A 17495-nucleotide genomic window follows, 5' to 3' on the forward strand; every position below is an offset into this window, starting at 1 on the left:
TACAACAAGACGAGCTGGATACTTACGTTAACGCTATCGTGAGAACTGGCTCAATTCAGGAACTTCTGCCTGTTTTCTTGCCTAACACTGCCTACTGCTCCTGACCCTTCTTCCTAAGTGCTTATGGAATCCCCAGAATTTACAGAAGAGATAGATTTTCAAAAGTACTGGCTTGTTCTTAGACGGCGCTGGCTTCCTGCAACGGGAGTTTTTGGAATTGTTGTTGGACTCGCCACTCTAGCTGCATTCCTACAAAAGCCTATCTATGAGGCAGAAGGTAAGCTTCTATTCAAGCCTGACCGCTCTTCATCGTTAACAGGCTTGAAGAACGACATAGGAGAGCTTGCCTCTATTGGGGATAAGAGCAATCCGCTATCTACGGAAGCAGAAATTATTCAGTCCCTCCCCATTCTAGAAAAGACTATAAATGCACTAGCTCTCAGAGACGAAGAGGGTAAGCCCCTTGAGCCAAAGAGCATCATGAGAACGAAAAAGCTGAAAGTGAATCCTGTTACTGGGACAGATGTTCTACAACTCACTTTTAAGGACACTGACCCCAAAGTTGCTGCAGCAGCGGTCAACAAAATTATGGGGCTTTACATAGAGAACGATATAAACACTAACCGGGAAAAAGCTGCTACAGCTCGCAAGTTCATTAGTAATCAACTACCTAGCGTTGAAGAGACTGTTATGAAAGCCGATGCAGAGCTGCGTAAATTTAAAGAAAAGAATCGCGTGGTAGTCCTGCAAGAGGAATCAACAGAAGCAGTCAAAGCAATATCAGAATTAGATAAACAAATCGCTCAACTTCAGGCTCAACTTGCAAATTTGAGTGCCCAGTCTGAATCTTTCCGCAACCAACTGGGTTTAAATCGAGAGGAAGCTGTAGCTGTTACTTCTCTCTCTCAGTCGCCTGGGGTACAGGAGGTACTTACAGAACTCCAAAAGGTGCAAACTGAGTTGGCGGCTGAGCGGAGACGCTTTCTTGATACAGCCCCGCCAGTAATCGCGCTAAGGCGCAAAGAAGTAGAACTCAGTACTTTACTGCAAGAGCGGGTTGATCAAGTTTTGGGGAGCCAACAAAATGTGGCTGTTAAGAATTTACAAATTGGAGAACTCAAGCAAAGCTTGACAGGAGAGTTTGTTCGGTCAGAAGTGCAGCGTTCTGGTTTGAGTAACCAGCTCAATGATCTGTATAAGACACGAGCCGCTTATAAAAACCGATCTAACATCCTGCCTCAATTGGCGCAAACCCAGCGGGAACTTGAGCGGCGAGTAGATGCATCGCAAACTACCTATGAAACTCTTTTGAACAAGCTTCAAGAAGCGCGGGTAGCAGAAAATCAAACAGTAGGTAACGCTCGGATTATTTCAAAGGCTCAGGTTCCTGATAAGAAGGCTGGTCCTAGTAAAAAGAAATATCTGGCAGGGGGGATCTTAGGAGGCACCTTACTTGGTATAGCTATTGCATTTTTGCTAGACCTAATAGACAAATCGGTTAAAACTGTCAAAGAGGCAAAAGAGCTGTTTGGCTACCCTCTTCTGGGAGTTATTCCTGCCTCAGACAAATCTGGAAAACCTAGCATTCATAGTGGAAAGCTGGAGCAGACTATTCCTCGGATATTCTCTAGAGATCTTCCCCATTCTCCAATTAATGATGCTTACCAAATGCTTCAAGCTAATCTGAAGTTTCTTAGCTCAGATGAAGAACTTAGAGCAATTGTGGTAACGAGTTCGGTTGCTAAAGAAGGAAAGTCTGAAGTATCTGCTAATTTAGCCGCAACTATTGCTCAAGTTGGACGCCGAGTACTGCTAGTGGATGCGGACATGCGCCATCCATCTCAGCATCATATCTGGGGATTAACAAATTTAACAGGACTAAGCAACATTCTTGTTGGTGAAGCTGAACTCAGTAGAACTGTACAGGAAGCTAGGGTTGGGCTAGATGTTCTTCCTGCTGGGGTAATACCTCCAAATCCAGTCGCTCTTCTCGACTCCAAACGGATGGCTTCATTAATTGAAACTTTCTCAAAAAACTATGATTTTGTCATCTTTGATAGTCCTCCTCTGGCTGGTCTTGCCGATGCTCCTATTCTAGGCAAAATGGCTGACGGTATTTTAATGGTAGTCCGACCTGGAGTGGTAGATGCTACTAGTGCTAAGGCGGCTAAGGAATTTTTAGAGCGATCGGGTCAGAATGTTTTAGGTTTAGTAGCCAACGGCGTGAGTATTAAGAATGAACCCGACAGCTACTTCTACTACACCAATGAGCGCTACATAAAGCCTATTTCTGCAACTAAGGAAGAAGCTACGCTTGGTGTTAGCCGTGGTCTTGAGAACTCCTAAACTACTGTAGAGCGATAGTTGACATAACTTATGCCAAATCTATGTAATTGCTGGGAAATAGCTCAATCAGTTGTTGTAACACTTGTTCTAGATTCAACGTTTCCGTTCCCTGCAATCGTTCGCTCAATTACCAGCTTTCACCGTGATGCTCGATTTATTATTCCTGGGTACTGATTAATCACTTTACCCCAACCAATGCCTTTTTAGCTTATTGACAATCATCTACTTTAAGTTCAGCTACAATTCCCAGCTTTATAGATTGTTGCTAAATTAGCAAGAAGACGACACTTCTGCTGGCAGACTAATACATCAGAGAGGAAACTAAATGCTCAACTATATTTCAAAAGTTTTATATGTAATGGACGAGAAAAAGACTAGTCTTTTTCTTCTAATCTTTACATTTCTATTAACCTCTGTTTTAGAAGCTGTGGGGATTGGGCTTGTAGGACCGTTTATATTGTTAGTGACTGAGCCAGAGCGTATTTTCAGTAATTTTTGGCTAAATTGGGCTTATAAGCAAATAGGTATAAACTCTATTAGTCAATTTATTTCTTTACTAGGATTAATCATTATTGTTATTTTTTGTGTGAAGGCATATTTATACTATTTGAGTCAAGCGTCTATTTACAAATTTAGCTTTACTCAGAAGGGAAAGTTATGTGCAAGATTACTTCATGCTTATTTGACCGCTCCCTATATTTTTCACTTAAATAGAAATTCGGCTGTAATAATTAAAAATATAGCTACCGAAACAGAAAAATTTTGTCAAGACTGCATAATTCCTCTGTTAAGGTTAACCGCAAGTTTAACTGTAGTCTTTATCCTAGTTTTGCTGCTAGCAAAGGCAAATTTAGTACTTGTAGTAGGGTTGTTTGGAATTCTCCTCCTTGCATTTTTTCTTTACTATAGAGCCAAAGAAAAAATAGTGAGATGGGGTAGGGAAGGTTCTGAGGCTAATGCTGCAATGATTCAGATTATCAACCATGGTCTAGGAGGGTTAAAAGAGACACATATCATTGGTTGTCAACAATACTTTGAAGCTCAAATAAGTAAGGAAGCTCAAAGGTATGCAACGGCGGCTAGTTTATTTCACACTTTTCAATCTCTACCTCGTATTACAGTTGAGGCGATTCTAATTACGTTTTTGATAAGTTTTGTAGCTGTATCTATAAATTTCTTTGAGGAGAATACGCAAAATATTACCGCTGTTCTAGGTGTTTTTGCAGTAGCTTCAATTCGGCTGATACCATCATTTAGCGACGTTTTAAGATCAGTGGGTCAGCTTCAGAACAACAGCTATATCCTTGACAAGCTTTATTTGGATCTAAAAGAAATAGATGAAGAGATAAAAATAGGCAATCGCCTAGATGTTGCTCCTGATTCAATCAAAAGTGGCTTGTTCTCTAAAGAACTCAAACTTCAACCAATAACATTTGTAGACCAGGTTGTTTTGGATAAAGTTACTTATCGTTATCCTAATGTTACAGAAAATGCTATTAATGACATATCTTTAACTATCAACAAGGGTCAGTCTATTGCCTTTATTGGGAAATCCGGAGCAGGTAAAACAACACTAGTTGATGTGATATTAGGGCTTTTAATACCAGGAAGCGGAGATATTCAGGTTGATGGTGTATCTATATACAATGAGGTACGTTCTTGGCAAAATCTACTAGGCTATATTCCTCAATCGATTTTTTTGATGGATGACACAGTTGAAAAAAATATTGCTTTCGGTGTTCCAGATAATTTAATTGATTCGAGTAAATTAAATAAGGCTATTAAAGCTGCTCAGCTAGCTGATGTTGTTGATCAACTCCCGGATGGGATTAAAACTAGGGTTGGTGAGAGAGGAATACGCTTGTCTGGTGGACAACGACAACGGATAGGAATTGCCCGTGCACTTTATCATGAGAGAGAAATTTTAGTATTAGATGAAGCGACGGCTGCACTAGATAACGAGACTGAGAGCCTTGTTACGGAGGCTATTAAATCTCTGGCTGGTACAAAAACTCTGATTATTATTGCTCATCGTCTTTCTACTGTTGAGCATTGCGATCAGGTTTATGTGCTTGAGAAAGGTCGTGTGGTGAAGTCAGGTAGTTTTCAAGAAGTTGTTTTAGAGAAAAGTTTAGAGATATAAAAAATAAAAAGCATTTTTTTCTGTCCAACAGGAGGAGGAACATTGATGGAGTTCATGAGTTCTGGTAAAAAAAGCTTTTGACAACTGAAAAAAATGTCCAGATAGGCTACAGGGAACTTTTTAAACAAGTAGCAATAGGTCTTGGCTTAAGAAATCCATAGTCAACAATAAGTAATATGAGAGTAGCCTTTGTTGTTATAGAGTTTCCAATCCTATCGCAGACCTTTGTTCTGAATCAAATTACAGGTTTAATTGAACACCCAGAAGTCTGGCTGGAGATGGGCAAGGCAGATAGCGCCTATGTGGAAAAGTCCCATGATATCGATAAGCTTAATGATCGACGGGTTGAGATGTACCAACAACTACTGGTTAAATAAGAACTTAAATGCCTAATTTGCCGTTAAAAACTCCGATCGCCTTTATCATCTTTAAACGACCGAGCACTACGGAGAAAGTATTTGAGGTAATTCGCCAAGCAAAACCACAAAAGCTATTAGTAATTGCAGACGGTGCTCGTGTAGAGCGATCAGGTGAGGCAGAAAACTGTGCTGCTGCCCGTGCAATTATTGAGCGTGTTGATTGGGATTGTGAGGTTTTAAAGAACTACTCGGAGACTAATTTGGGTTGTGCCAAGCGTGTTTCTAGTGGTCTAGATTGGGTTTTTGACAAAGTTGAGGAGGCAATTATTTTAGAAGATGACTGTGTTCCTCATCCTACATTTTTTCGCTTCTGCGAGGAAATGCTTGAACGATATAGATACGACAACCGAATCGTATCTATTTCAGGTCAAAATGTTCAGTTTGGGCATAAACGAACTGAATACAGTTACTACTTCTCTCGCTACAACCACTGTTGGGGTTGGGCTACTTGGAGACGCTCCTGGCAGTACTTCGACTTTGACATGAAGCTTTGGTCAGAAATTAAAGCGGGAGGTTTTCTTTCTGATATATTAGGAGACCCCCAAGCAGTAAAGTTTTGGACTGACATTTTTCAATCTGCATATGATGGACATTTAGATCTCTGGGCTTGTCGATGGACATTTGCTTGCTGGATTCAGAGTGGTCTAAGTATTCTCTCTAACGTGAATTTAGTTTCTAATATAGGATTTGGTGCTGAGGGAACTAACATCAAAACTAAGAAAGGTAGATTTGCCCATCGATATGACAGTATGCCTGTAGAAGCTATTGACTTTCCCTTAAAACATCCACCCTATATAGTTCGCGATGTGCAAGCTGATAAATTTACGCATAATACTTTATATAAAAAAAAATTGCCGACACGCTTCAAAGAAAAGATTAGAAAAATTTTATTAAAAAACTAAGTGGTTTGAATTTAAATCCTGGCTAAGAATTAAAAACTTTATGGATAAAATACAGGGTGTCGAATACTAGAAAGAGTTGATATTCCAGCAAAAGTGGGTACTCAAGTGAAGGTTTTACAACTCAACAATTCGGATATTACTGGTGGATCTGGTCGTGCTGCTTATCGCTTACATCAGGGATTGCAGGATATTGGTGTAAATTCTAAAATGTTGGTGCAAAACCAGTCTAGTAATGATAGAACAGTAGTTTCCTCAAACAATAGGGTTTCAGAGGGTATTGCAAGAATGAGGATAACTTTTGATAATTTACCTGACAAACTTTATCCTCAGCGTCAGAAAAGTCCTCGATTTTCTTCTCAGTGGCTTCCAGATACAGTTGCTCCCAGAGCTGCACGGATTAATCCTGATATCATCAACCTGCATTGGCTTAATGAAGCATTCGTTCAGATTGAAACAGTTGCCAAGTTCAAGCGACCTCTTGTCTGGACACTTCATGATATGTGGGCGTTTACTGGGGGATGCCACTACAGTCCAGATTGTGACCGCTACACAGCTTCGTGTGGTGCCTGTCCTCAACTTGGCAGCAGTAGAGACTGGGATTTATCCCATTGGGTGTGGAAGCGCAAAGCCAGGAGCTGGAAAAACCTCAATCTGACTATTGTTTCTCCTAGTTCATGGTTAGCAAAATCTGCCAGTTCCAGTTCACTTTTCAGGGATTTGCGAGTTCAAATAATCCCTAATGGTCTTGACATTGAAATATACCGACCGATCAATCGTCTGGTAGCGAGAGAGTTGCTCAAGTTGCCTCAAGATAAGCAATTAATTCTTTTTGGTTCACTCAAGGCAACTAGTGATAAGAGGAAAGGACTCTACTTGTTACAACCAGCATTACAAGAGTTAAGCAAGTATGGGTGGAAAAATAGATTAGAGCTAGTTATTTTCGGTGCATCTCAGCCGGAAAACCCGCCTGACTTTGGTTTCAAGGCTAACTACTTGGGGACATTAAGCGACGATCTCTTACTAGCCCTTGTATATTCAGCAGCCGATGTCTTTATCCTCCCTTCTACTCAAGAAAACTTGGCAAATACCGTCATGGAAGCAATCGCGTGTGGAATTCCTTGCGTTGCTTTTGATATTGGTGGTATGCCAGATATGATTGAACATCAGAAAAATGGGTATTTAGCCCAACCTTATAAAATTGAAGACTTAGCTCAAGGAATTGCCTGGGTGATAGAGAACCAAGAACGTCATCAGAAACTATCATTCCGCGCTCGTGAGAAGGCAGAGCAAGAATTTACCTTAAACATCCAAGCGCATCGTTACTTGTCTCTTTATGAAATTTTAGTTGGAGGCGAACGCTAAAACTACTAAAGTTAAAATTTGGCTACTGAGTGTGATTAAGATTCTCGAAAACTGACAAAAGATAAATTTTAGCAACACTAGAACTATTGGAAATAACTATGAGGTGAAAATTGAAAATTTCAAAACTCTGGCATTTTGTAAAGAAGCTAGAACCTGTGATAATTGTTTTCTTCCTTCTATGCTTCTGGGATTTTTCCATACCACCGTTTCTCCCATTAACACGCGGAGCTATCAATGCAGGAAGCTACCTATTTCTACTTTTGTTAATACTTGGGCACTGGAAGAAATTTATATACGTTATCACAAGAGATATTCTTCTATTGCTCTTGATTGCAATCACCTTATCCTCAATTTTTTGGTCGGCGGCTCCGGAATATACTTCAGACGAAACTAAAGCTGTGCTACGTGCAACTCTATTCGGAGTTTACTTGGCTACACGCTACTCCCTGAGAGAGCAGAGGCACATATTCACCTGGTTGTTCAGCATATCCGCACTTCTAAGTGTACCTGCCAGCCTAGTTCTACCAGCCTACGGGATAAATTCTGAAGGTCAATGGAGAGGTATCTTTGTACACAAACAATATCTAGCTCGAATGATGACCATAGGGGCTGGGCTTTTTGTACTCACGGCTTTTTATGAGCGAAAGCACCGTTGGATTGCACTAAGTGGAGCTGGGCTAGCGGTTGCTCTAATTTTGCTGTCTCAGAGCAAATCAGCTTTAATACTTTTACTCTTCTCTCTATCTGTAGTGCCCTTGTCTAAGGTTATTAAACAAGACTATAAACTTCAAGTGTTTTTCTACATTGTTGTCTTACTGATAGCTAGTGTCGTGGCTATATTAATACTGAGTAACATAGAAACCATAGTAGTTGATACTTTGGGAAAGGACATGGACTTTAACGGGCGTGTACCGATATGGAACTTGTCCATCGAAGCAGGATTAAAACGACCTTGGCTAGGCTATGGTTATGCGGGATTCTGGACTTCAGATGAAGCATTATATATCCTACATAATACGTGGGCATCAGTTGCTGCAAAAGAAGAAGCTCGCTTTCACGCACACAACGGTTTTATAGACCTGTTTTTGGAATTAGGGGTTGTAGGAGTGTCAATTTTTATACTACATTTATTTGGAGTCTTTTTAAGACTATTCTTTCTTATACCTTTGATTCCAACAATAGAAAGTTTTTGGCTACTTATTAGCACGACACTTTTTGTACTTTATAATCTTAGTGAAGCTAAGACTTTTGTAGGGAATCATTCATTGTGGATTATGTATGTATCAATAGCTTTTTCCACAGCTTTGCAGCAAGACAGAACTAGGAAAAAGCAAGGTTCAAAACTTTTGAGAAATAAATACAATAATTATGTACTGGAATAAAATTCAACGAAATGCTTGGCTTAAAGATATTCTAAAGCCATCAAAATCCTCCTACTATATAGTTAGTTCTTATATCCATTATGCAAGCAGCACAAAAGTAGAGCAGTATAAATAGATATGAAGATATTGATTTGTGCTTACGCATGTATTCCTGGTCAAGGTAGAGAAGAAGGACGTGGTTGGAACTGCCCATGGCATCTTGCTGAGATAGGTCATGAAGTTTGGGTAATGACCACTGCCGAACTTATGGTCAAAATCGAACAGGTATTAGCATCTCATCCAAAACCAAAACTGCACTTTATCTCTGTCGATCATCCTGCTTGGATGAAGCGCTACGAGCCTCACATTAATAACAAATTTTGGGGTATCCTACGCTACCTCGCATGGCAGAGACAGGCGTATGATGCTGCACAGCAACTGGATAAAGAGCATGGATTCGATGTCGTCCACCATCTAACTATGGCTAGCTTACAGGGTGGCTCCTGGCTTTGGCGCCTCAACAAACCCTTTATCTTTGGTCCTGCTGGCGGTGGACAAGTAGCTCCGACCGCCTTCAAGGAGTACTTTCTCGCTAGTTGGAGTGCAGAAGCTATGCGTACTTTCGTTTATCAACGATTAATCTTCCTCATTCCTTCATTGCGTAAAACTTTTAGTCATACCGACTTGGTTTTGGTGACTAACCAGGACACTGCTAAGCTAGCTCAACGATTCGGAGCACGCCGTGTTGAGTTATTTTTAGACGGTGGCTTACCTGATGAATACTTTCCTCAAACTCCTCCGACTAGAACAGCCTCTCAGGAGCTACGACTACTTTGGGTTGGTAAGGTAATTCCAAGGAAAGCATTGCTTCTAACCCTTGAAGCACTTTCAAAAGTAAATTCTTTGATACCTTTTAAGCTAACTATCTTAGGTAGTGGTTCTCTAGACCATTACGTTCCTGGTTGGATCAAAGAGTTTAGCTTAGAAGGCAAAGTAGAGTGCCGTGGTCACGTTCCTTGGACAGAAGTCAAGAACGCATATTTGGAAAATGATGTTTTTATTTTCACAAGTTTACGCGACTCCTTTGGTGCTCAATTGCTAGAAGCCATGTCCCAAGCACTACCAGTAGTCACATTAGACCATCATGGCGCACAAGATTTCATTCCTAATGGTGCTGGTATTAAAGTTCCCGTGACAAATCCCGCTGAAACGATCAGCGCACTAGCTCAGGCAGTCGAATACATGTATGGAAATCCAAAGGAACGCCTAGAAATGGGCAGGATTGGATATGAGTTTGCCAAGACACAAACTTGGTCAAAAAAAGCGCTTAAAATATCTATGTATTATCAGGAAGTCTTGCCTGTATCCAAACAATATTAGGTACATTCACAGCAATAGTAATTTCAATAAATTCAAGATTATGGCTCTTCCGTGCCTGTTATGCTAAAATGCCTGATGCGATGCCCAAAAATCTTGATTAGCAAGATTTTTGGGCATTATTTTAGATTATTTAGGCGGCAGAGGCATAAATTCAGGAACAGCATAGTTTTTAGCGATTTAATCTGAGAGTTTGGCATACTAAGTGATGAAGAACCCAAATTATTAGGTAAGCATTCTTTTTTTGTTCTATATTTATCTGAAAATGAGAGGAAGTAGATGAAGGTATTAGTAACAGGTTCAAGTGGATTAATTGGCTCCGAAGCCGTCGAATACTATGACAGTGAAGGTCATCAGGTCATGGGTGTGGATAACAATATGCGGGCTGAGTTTTTTGGTAGTCAGGGCGATACTTCATGGAACCTTGGTCGATTAAAAGGCATTACTAAAAATTTTGAACACCACAGTATCGACATCCGCGATCGCCAAAGTATTTTTGAGTTGTTTGAGGCTAATCCCTTCGACTTAATTATCCACTGCGCCGCTCAACCCTCCCACGATAAAGCTTGTCAGATTCCGCTACTGGACTTTGAAGTGAATGCCTTAGGCACTGTAAATCTCCTGGAAGCAACTCGATTATTTTGTCCGGAAGCCGTTTTCATTCACATCAGTACCAACAAGGTTTATGGTGATGCTCCAAATGAAGTTCCACGCATTGAGTTAGAAAAGCGCTACGACTACGCTAATCCTGAGGACTATAACGGGATCTCTGAAGAGTGCAGGATTGACCGTTGTCTGCACTCTCTGTTTGGTGCATCTAAAACCGCTGGTGATGTTGTGGCACAAGAGTATGGTCGCTACTTCGGCATGAAGGTAGGAATCTTCCGAGGTGGTTGCCTAACTGGACCATCCCATTCGGGTGTTGAACTGCATGGTTTCCTTTCCTACCTAGTAAAAGTCGCTCTCACTGGCGGTACTTACAAAGTTTTTGGTTACAAAGGCAAGCAAGTGCGAGATAACATTCACAGCTATGATGTGATCCAAGCTTTTGAAGCGTTTCGTCGCAATCCAAGACCGGGTGAAGTGTACAACTTAGGTGGGGGTCGTGACAACAGCGTGTCTATATTGGAAGCCTTTGACTTAATCGAGAACCTCACAGGTCAGAAGGTAAATTGGGTCTACGTCGATCAGAACCGTATTGGCGATCATATCTGCTATATCTCAGATCTGCGTAAGCTTAAGGAGCATTTTCCAGAGTGGGGAATTACTCGTAGCCTTACTGACATTTTCCAGGAAATAATTAAAGCAGAAAAAGAGCGTTATGCCACTACAGGATGATTCTTCTAGAGATATCGCGTCTTTAGTGCTGAGCTAGGGATTTGGGGCAACTATACCTAGAGTTGCCTCTGCCAATTCCATCATCAATACCACCGTCTAACTCAGGAGAAGGTACGTTATGTTAGCGCCTCGTCAAGGTAAACAGTATGCCTCAGACAACGAGAGAGGTGGTAGCGATAAATTCATGGTGTTTGAACTCGATCATAGAGGACATCATCCAGGCTATGTTCAACATTTAGTTAAATATTGGTGCGAGCAGAAATTTTCCGGGCATTTAGATCTGCTCGTTTCACCAACATTCATGCAGCAACATACCAATATTGTAGATATCGCTTTAAATTCAACTCAGAAGAATATCGAATTTATTCCAATTAGTAGTAAAGAAGAAGCTGCACTTGTTGAAGGACCAAAATTAGCTGATTCATTTACAGGTCGTATCCAACGGGCGTTTCAGGAGTTGTATTTACTTCGTAAATATGCAATATCGCTAGGTACTACTCACTGCCTGATTATGTATCTCGATAGTATTCTATTACGGTTAGCTTTAGGAGCCAAGTTTCCTTGCCTATTTTCCAGTATTTACTTCAGACCGATATTTCATTATCGCGATTTTGCCAATTATGTACCTGCTGGAAAAGAAGGTGTTTGGCAATGGCGTGATAAATTTTGTTTACCCCGTCTCTTAAACAATCCACAGCTTCAAACTGTTTTCTGCCTTGATCCTTTTGCTGTAGAACAGCTTGATAAATTTCAGAGCAAGGCACAAATGGTCTACTTGCCAGATCCAGTGCAAATATACAATGACTCAGAGACTCAACTAGAAAAAATAAAAAATAGTTTAGGTATTGAGCCTGACAGACAAGTATTTCTCTTTTTTGGGGTACTGACTGAACGGAAAGGTATTCATCAGCTCCTAGATGCTATTAATCTTTTACAACCTAATCTTGCTCAAAAACTTTGCCTTTTATTGATAGGACCGTTTGAGCTTAACGCCCAAGAACAAATAAAGAGGCGTATTGCAGAGATTTCCCAATCCTTACCGATTCAAATTATTGGTCGTCATGAATTTGTCACCGATCAAGCAATACAGCCCTACTTCCAAATAGCAGATGTTATACTTGCTCCCTACCAGCGTCATATTGGAATGAGTGCTATCTTGGTGCGTGCTGCTGCCGCACAAAAGCCAGTTTTATCTTCAGATTTTGGACTGATGGGAGAAGTAACTCGTCGATATGGACTGGGTCTAACAGTAGATTCGAGCGTACCTAGTGAAATTACCAAAGGTTTACAGAGTTTCCTCCTTGAACCTCCACGCAAGTTGTACGATCAAGAAAAGATGAAACGATTTGCAGAGCAAAATCAAGCGAAAAAATTTGCAAGTGTAATTTTCCAGAACCTACAACCTAGCTATTTTTCAGGAAATCCTTATACTAATACTCTTAATTAATTAAAACTATGAAAATCTTATTTTTGACAACGATTCTTCTTAGTAAAAAACGCAACGGCAGTGAAGTTGCAACCCAATGTTTTATTGATGCTTTTAGAGCGAATGGACATCAAGTTTCAGTTGTCGGATACCTTCGCAAGGGTGATTCTATAGAACATACCGATCCAGATATCGTCGTGGTTTCTGAACGCTATACTGAGACGAAAACTGCAAAGCTTTATACACTTTATTGGATTTTATGGAGCTTCCTTAAGCAGCTTCCTTATTCATCGGTGAAATATTGTTCAAACAACTATATAAGAACTGTAAAAAACCTTCTATTAAGTCAAAGCTATGATATTGCAGTCATAGATCATCCTCAGTTATTTTGGCTTGAAAATCTTATTGAAAGTATAGATAAAAAAATAACTATTTCTCATAATCTTGAACATGAGCTTTATCAAGAAACAGCTAGGAAGACAAATAGCTTTCTATTAAAGTCAATTTACAGACGAGAAGCGCTCTTGATAAAATCTCAGGAAGATAGGTTAGTCACTAGAGTTAATCAAGTTTGGACGGTTACGGAAAATGATGCTAAGTATTGCTCTAGCCTTGCAGGTGCAGCTAGAGCAATAGCATTTACTCTGCCTCCTGCTTCGGAAAAGTTACTAAATAAGCCTCTAAGAAAAAACTTTGATATTGGTATTCTAGGCAGCTGGACATGGAGAGCGAATGAAGAAGCACTAAAATGGTTTCTCGAATCCATTTATCCTAAAATACCAAATAGTCTGTCAATCCATATTGCTGGGAAGGGGGCTGATTGGTTAACTGGAAAATACCAAAATGTTCATTATCGAGGTATTGTGCCTGATGCACAGGAATTCATGGCTCAAGCAAAAGTTGTAGCTATTCCTACCCTTAGCGGTGGTGGTATACAGATCAAGACGCTAGATGCGATCGCCTCAGGGTCGTTAATTGTGGCAACTCCTGTGGCTGTGCGTGGAATTTTCGATCCCCCACAAACAGTGCAAGTAGCTGAACACCCAGAGGATTTCGCTAAACTTCTAGTCTCAGCAATTGCTTCTCCAGATGTACCGCAAGCCTTTAAAGAGGCACGGGACTGGTATCAGGCTCGGCGAGATAAATTTATTTGTGATGTAGCTCGTGCAATTCACGAGTTGTGAGTTATTAAAGACGCACTACAACATAGAAACATTAAGGTGCCAATAATGGCAAAGGGTAAGCTAATACACGGCTGATGTCATTCTCAGGATGTTATTAAATCCTCAATATCTAGCACTCGTCTAAATGCATAAATCAGGAAGAAGGGTGTTTTGTTGAGTTATTGAGAAACTGCTGCTTGTGGCAGGGTTATATTAGTGTAACCCCAAGTTGATTTGAGGGCTAATGTAGTGGATAGGATTAAATTACTATATTTATTACTTAAGTGGCGGCAATGAAAAACTTTGATGATGTAATTCTCTTACAAACGCGGTTTCATAAAGTAACAGTAACTGAACTAATAGAATATGTAGTAGAAGCAGCAAAATGTGAAAAGAAGACAGTTGTGGGCAATGTGAATGTCCGGGCTATGAACTTTGCTTCTGAGTTTTCTTGGTACCGAGATTTCTTAAACAACGCTGATCTAGTATTTTGTGATGGATTCGGCGTTTTATTGGGTGCAAAGTTACAAGGATACCCTCTACAATCCGTACATCGGATGACATGCCCTGATTACATAGAGGACTTAGCACTAGCCTGTGAAAAGCAAGATGTCTCTATATTTCTGCTTGCAGGAAAACCCGGAGTAGTAGACCAAGCAATTGCCAAGTTAATAGCGATCGCGCCTAATTTAAGAATACAAGGACATCATGGACATTTTGATAAATCTGGGGAGGAAAACAATTCTGTTATTGAAAAAATTAATGAATTCAACCCAGGAGTTTTGTATGTAGGATTTGGCATGCCACTACAAGAACGTTGGATTTTGGACAATATAGATCGAATAGGAGCTCACGTATTTTTACCTCTAGGTGCGTGTCTTGATTTCTATACAGGTAATGTATATCGAGGACCGCGTTGGATGACTAACCGGGGACTAGAATGGATAACCCGGTTTTTTACAGAACCACAACGCTTATGGGAGCGCTATATTATCGGAAATCCATTATTCTTCTATCGTCTTCTCAGACAGCAGATTAAACAAGGGGAAAGAACTAAGGTTTAATCCACAATCGGTTAAATAAAACTTTCTCTGTAAGGGGACTTCCTCAAACTTAAAACAGAAATAGTAGAAATTTCCACGGCTCTACCTAATTGTAAATGGTAATAGAAGCTGAAAAAGAACCATTTAAAGGATCTGTTATTGCGTACAATTAATTCTCTTGTAATTCTCTCACTCACACGTCACCTGAATAGTGTCACTATGAGGAATCAATTTAATATACTGCTGTTGACTGCAACTATCACGCCTCCTAGTGGAGTTCCCACCCTCGTACGAACCGAGCCGCAAGTTCGCTTTCAAGATTATAAGAAAGCGCTCAGGTTTTAAGATAGCATCAACTGTCGCTTTCAGCATACTTTTAAAAAAAAATGAGGCTCTTCAGTACTTAGTATGCAAAATCAGCCAAAAAGCCTTACGGGGCAAGGCTCATAGCCTAAAAAAATATTTACTTCCTGAAAATCCTTGCCCCGTAAGGCTTAGAGATTTTCCATATTGGATTTTTGCATAACAGGTACTGAAGAGCCAAAAATGAAAATCATAAGACGTAAAAAATATAAATTTATTTTAGTTATCTGTTTTTTTGCATTAGTTTTTGGTCTGCAATTTGTTCATTATAGAAGTTGGGGTGAGCCATTCCATTCTCTAAATTGGACTGATAAAACGTTTAACTCTAAGGGAATTACGGGTGCCCAAATTAACGAAAGCAAAATTCAGCAAGTCATCCATGTTGATATTAATAATCCTTCCGCATCCGATAAAAATCCAGGCTTAAACGAAAAGCCGTTAAAAACTTTTGGCGCTGCGCTTGAAGAGGCAAAGCAGTATTTAAAAAAAGGCAAGGGAATTAAAATTCTAGTCCACCCTGGTGTATATCGAGAAGGAGAATTTGTCATTAATGGTAAAGCCCTTGGCTCAAAAGCTAAAGATGCCCTGCTGGTTATTGAAGGTGCAGAAAAAGGAAAGGTAATCTTAAGCGGTTCTGACCTTTGGAAACCCGATACATGGAAGCCTGTTAAAGACAAAACAGGTAAGGTTCTTTACTACGAACATAACTGGCTCTATGACTTCGGCAATCGCGGCGGGGCTTGGGGCAAATATGGTCCTAAACAGGTCATCGCCCACCGGAGTGAGATGGTTTTTCTTAACGAACAGCCTCTAAAGCAAATCTTGCTGGAGAAGTACAACTATACCTGGCCGGATAGCTGGGGAGGGAGGGGCAATCATGAATACATGGGCTTAGATGAGCCGAAATATGTCTTGAAACCTGGCAGCTTCGGAGTAGTCGAGTTAGACGAGAACGGCAACAAAATCTATATCCGTCCTAAGGATGGTCTTGACTTTGCCAAAGCGACGGTGGAAGTGGCTAACAAGAGATTTCTACTACGATTCTTTCATATGGAAAATGTGGTACTCCGAAATCTAACCTTTCAGCACAGCAATGGAGAGATCGAAGTTGATGCAGCAGTTATGTTCGGTCCCTGGTATGGTAAAAATGAGTTCCGAGGTAACAATATTCTCATTGAAGACTGTAATTTTCTCTGGAACAACGCTAGAGGTCTGAGTTTACTAAATACAAAAAACGTTACCCTTTACCGAAATACTGCGAACTACAACGGTTTTATGGGAATAGGAGTTCATCTACTCATAAACACAATCTGGGAAAACAACGAAACTAGCTTTAACAATTGGCGTGGCTACATGGGGGATTTCGTGAGCTGGGCAATTGGAGGAGCCAAAATCCACCACACCCGGAACGGGATATTTCGAGGTCACCAGTCTATTGGCAATATGACAAGGGGATTATGGTTTGACATTGCCAATAGAAATATTCTCATTGAAAATCTCACAGCAATCCATAATATTTGCGGTTTATTTTTGGAGATTTCACCAGGTCCATTCTTGGTACGTAAAGCCCTGGTGGCTGACGACAACAAGGTGAATTTTTTAATTTCCAATGCAACGAACATCATTTTTGAAAACTCGATCATCCATGGAGTCAATGGAAGCAATCCGGTCGAGTTTACCTCGGCTAAGTCACGCACTTTCACTGACGAAATTGGCGAGATACTAGGCGATAATGACGGTGCGAAAACTCCCATCTTCCTGGGAGCGACACGGTTTGAAAATAATATCATCATTGCGGGTGCCTCGAACCAAGCCTTGATTGTCCAAGATACCGGAGACCCACGAGTCTACCGCGAGTTTCTTGAACGAGGATATGCTGGCTCGGATAACGTTTACTGGGCTCCTGAGAAAAAAGTCTTTGGCTTAGGCTTTAAGAGAAATAGGATGACCGATATCCAAGGTTGGGCTAATGTTACGGAAGAAGCTAATTATCAATGGATAGATCCTCAGTTTGTAGATCCGGACAATTACGATTTCCGTCTTCAGGAAAGTAGTCCTTTGAAAGATCGAGAGGACAGTTTGCAAGGACGAAAGCTTAGCTCTGCTAAGGTTCAGGAACTGAGGAATTACTTGGATTTTGTTGGTTATGAGCGTAAAAAAACAAGCGAGGTAGTGAATGAATAATCTCAGATATTCCCTATAGAACCCATTTGAGATCTTAAGAAGAGGCTGAAAGCCTTTTAATCATTAGC

At 40.5% G+C, this 17495-nt stretch carries 12 protein-coding genes; all 12 read left to right on the plus strand.

The annotated features are described in order from the left end of the window. Positions 1 to 123 precede the first annotated feature (123 nt). Positions 124 to 2346 (plus strand): GumC family protein, encoded by a 2223-nt coding sequence (locus tag AC5JL3_RS17005; protein ID WP_496075600.1) that lies wholly within the window; start codon positions 124 to 126, stop codon positions 2344 to 2346. Positions 2347 to 2671: 325 nt separating this feature from the next. After that, positions 2672 to 4489 carry an ABC transporter ATP-binding protein gene (locus tag AC5JL3_RS17010; protein WP_496075601.1) on the plus strand — a complete coding sequence of 606 codons (1818 nt, stop codon included), beginning with the start codon at positions 2672 to 2674 and terminating at the stop codon, positions 4487 to 4489. Positions 4490 to 4665: 176 nt separating this feature from the next. Beyond that, positions 4666 to 4866: a hypothetical protein gene (locus tag AC5JL3_RS17015; RefSeq protein WP_496075602.1), complete on the plus strand. Its 201-nt coding sequence runs from the start codon at positions 4666 to 4668 to the stop codon at positions 4864 to 4866. Between the two features lie 8 nt (positions 4867 to 4874). Beyond that, positions 4875 to 5810, plus strand: coding sequence for a glycosyltransferase family 2 protein (locus AC5JL3_RS17020; RefSeq protein WP_496075603.1), 936 nt, complete (start codon positions 4875 to 4877; stop codon positions 5808 to 5810). A gap of 105 nt (positions 5811 to 5915) precedes the next feature. Continuing rightward, entirely contained in the window at positions 5916 to 7172 is a 1257-nt protein-coding gene (locus tag AC5JL3_RS17025; RefSeq protein WP_496075612.1) for a glycosyltransferase family 4 protein, read from the plus strand. Between the two features lie 110 nt (positions 7173 to 7282). Beyond that, complete coding sequence (locus AC5JL3_RS17030) at positions 7283 to 8554, plus strand: O-antigen ligase family protein (protein ID WP_496075604.1); 1272 nt, start codon at positions 7283 to 7285, stop codon at positions 8552 to 8554. Between the two features lie 117 nt (positions 8555 to 8671). Beyond that, positions 8672 to 9913, plus strand: coding sequence for a glycosyltransferase family 4 protein (locus AC5JL3_RS17035; RefSeq protein ID WP_496075605.1), 1242 nt, complete (start codon positions 8672 to 8674; stop codon positions 9911 to 9913). Between the two features lie 276 nt (positions 9914 to 10189). Continuing rightward, positions 10190 to 11248, plus strand: a complete 1059-nt coding sequence (locus tag AC5JL3_RS17040; RefSeq protein ID WP_496075606.1) for an NAD-dependent epimerase/dehydratase family protein — start codon at positions 10190 to 10192, stop codon at positions 11246 to 11248. Between the two features lie 118 nt (positions 11249 to 11366). Then, positions 11367 to 12695: a glycosyltransferase gene (locus tag AC5JL3_RS17045; RefSeq protein WP_496075607.1), complete on the plus strand. Its 1329-nt coding sequence runs from the start codon at positions 11367 to 11369 to the stop codon at positions 12693 to 12695. 8 nt (positions 12696 to 12703) lie between these two features. Beyond that, positions 12704 to 13858: a glycosyltransferase family 4 protein gene (locus AC5JL3_RS17050; RefSeq protein WP_496075608.1), complete on the plus strand. Its 1155-nt coding sequence runs from the start codon at positions 12704 to 12706 to the stop codon at positions 13856 to 13858. A gap of 272 nt (positions 13859 to 14130) precedes the next feature. Further along, positions 14131 to 14901, plus strand: coding sequence for a WecB/TagA/CpsF family glycosyltransferase (locus tag AC5JL3_RS17055; RefSeq protein ID WP_496075609.1), 771 nt, complete (start codon positions 14131 to 14133; stop codon positions 14899 to 14901). Between the two features lie 525 nt (positions 14902 to 15426). Then, positions 15427 to 17427: a right-handed parallel beta-helix repeat-containing protein gene (locus AC5JL3_RS17060; protein ID WP_496075610.1), complete on the plus strand. Its 2001-nt coding sequence runs from the start codon at positions 15427 to 15429 to the stop codon at positions 17425 to 17427. The last annotated feature ends 68 nt before the right edge of the window (positions 17428 to 17495 follow it).

The organism is Symplocastrum torsivum (genome assembly GCF_059505465.1).

Excerpts from the sequence above, each read along its gene's own strand:
- AC5JL3_RS17005 (WP_496075600.1), top strand. The coding sequence starts at position 124 with ATGGAATCCCCAGAATTTACAGAAGAGATAGATTTTCAAAAGTACTGG.
- AC5JL3_RS17010 (WP_496075601.1), top strand. The coding sequence starts at position 2,672 with ATGCTCAACTATATTTCAAAAGTTTTATATGTAATGGACGAGAAAAAG.
- AC5JL3_RS17015 (WP_496075602.1), top strand. The coding sequence starts at position 4,666 with ATGAGAGTAGCCTTTGTTGTTATAGAGTTTCCAATCCTATCGCAGACC.
- AC5JL3_RS17020 (WP_496075603.1), top strand. The coding sequence starts at position 4,875 with ATGCCTAATTTGCCGTTAAAAACTCCGATCGCCTTTATCATCTTTAAA.
- AC5JL3_RS17035 (WP_496075605.1), top strand. The coding sequence starts at position 8,672 with ATGAAGATATTGATTTGTGCTTACGCATGTATTCCTGGTCAAGGTAGA.
- AC5JL3_RS17040 (WP_496075606.1), top strand. The coding sequence starts at position 10,190 with ATGAAGGTATTAGTAACAGGTTCAAGTGGATTAATTGGCTCCGAAGCC.
- AC5JL3_RS17045 (WP_496075607.1), top strand. The coding sequence starts at position 11,367 with ATGTTAGCGCCTCGTCAAGGTAAACAGTATGCCTCAGACAACGAGAGA.
- AC5JL3_RS17050 (WP_496075608.1), top strand. The coding sequence starts at position 12,704 with ATGAAAATCTTATTTTTGACAACGATTCTTCTTAGTAAAAAACGCAAC.
- AC5JL3_RS17055 (WP_496075609.1), top strand. The coding sequence starts at position 14,131 with ATGAAAAACTTTGATGATGTAATTCTCTTACAAACGCGGTTTCATAAA.
- AC5JL3_RS17060 (WP_496075610.1), top strand. The coding sequence starts at position 15,427 with ATGAAAATCATAAGACGTAAAAAATATAAATTTATTTTAGTTATCTGT.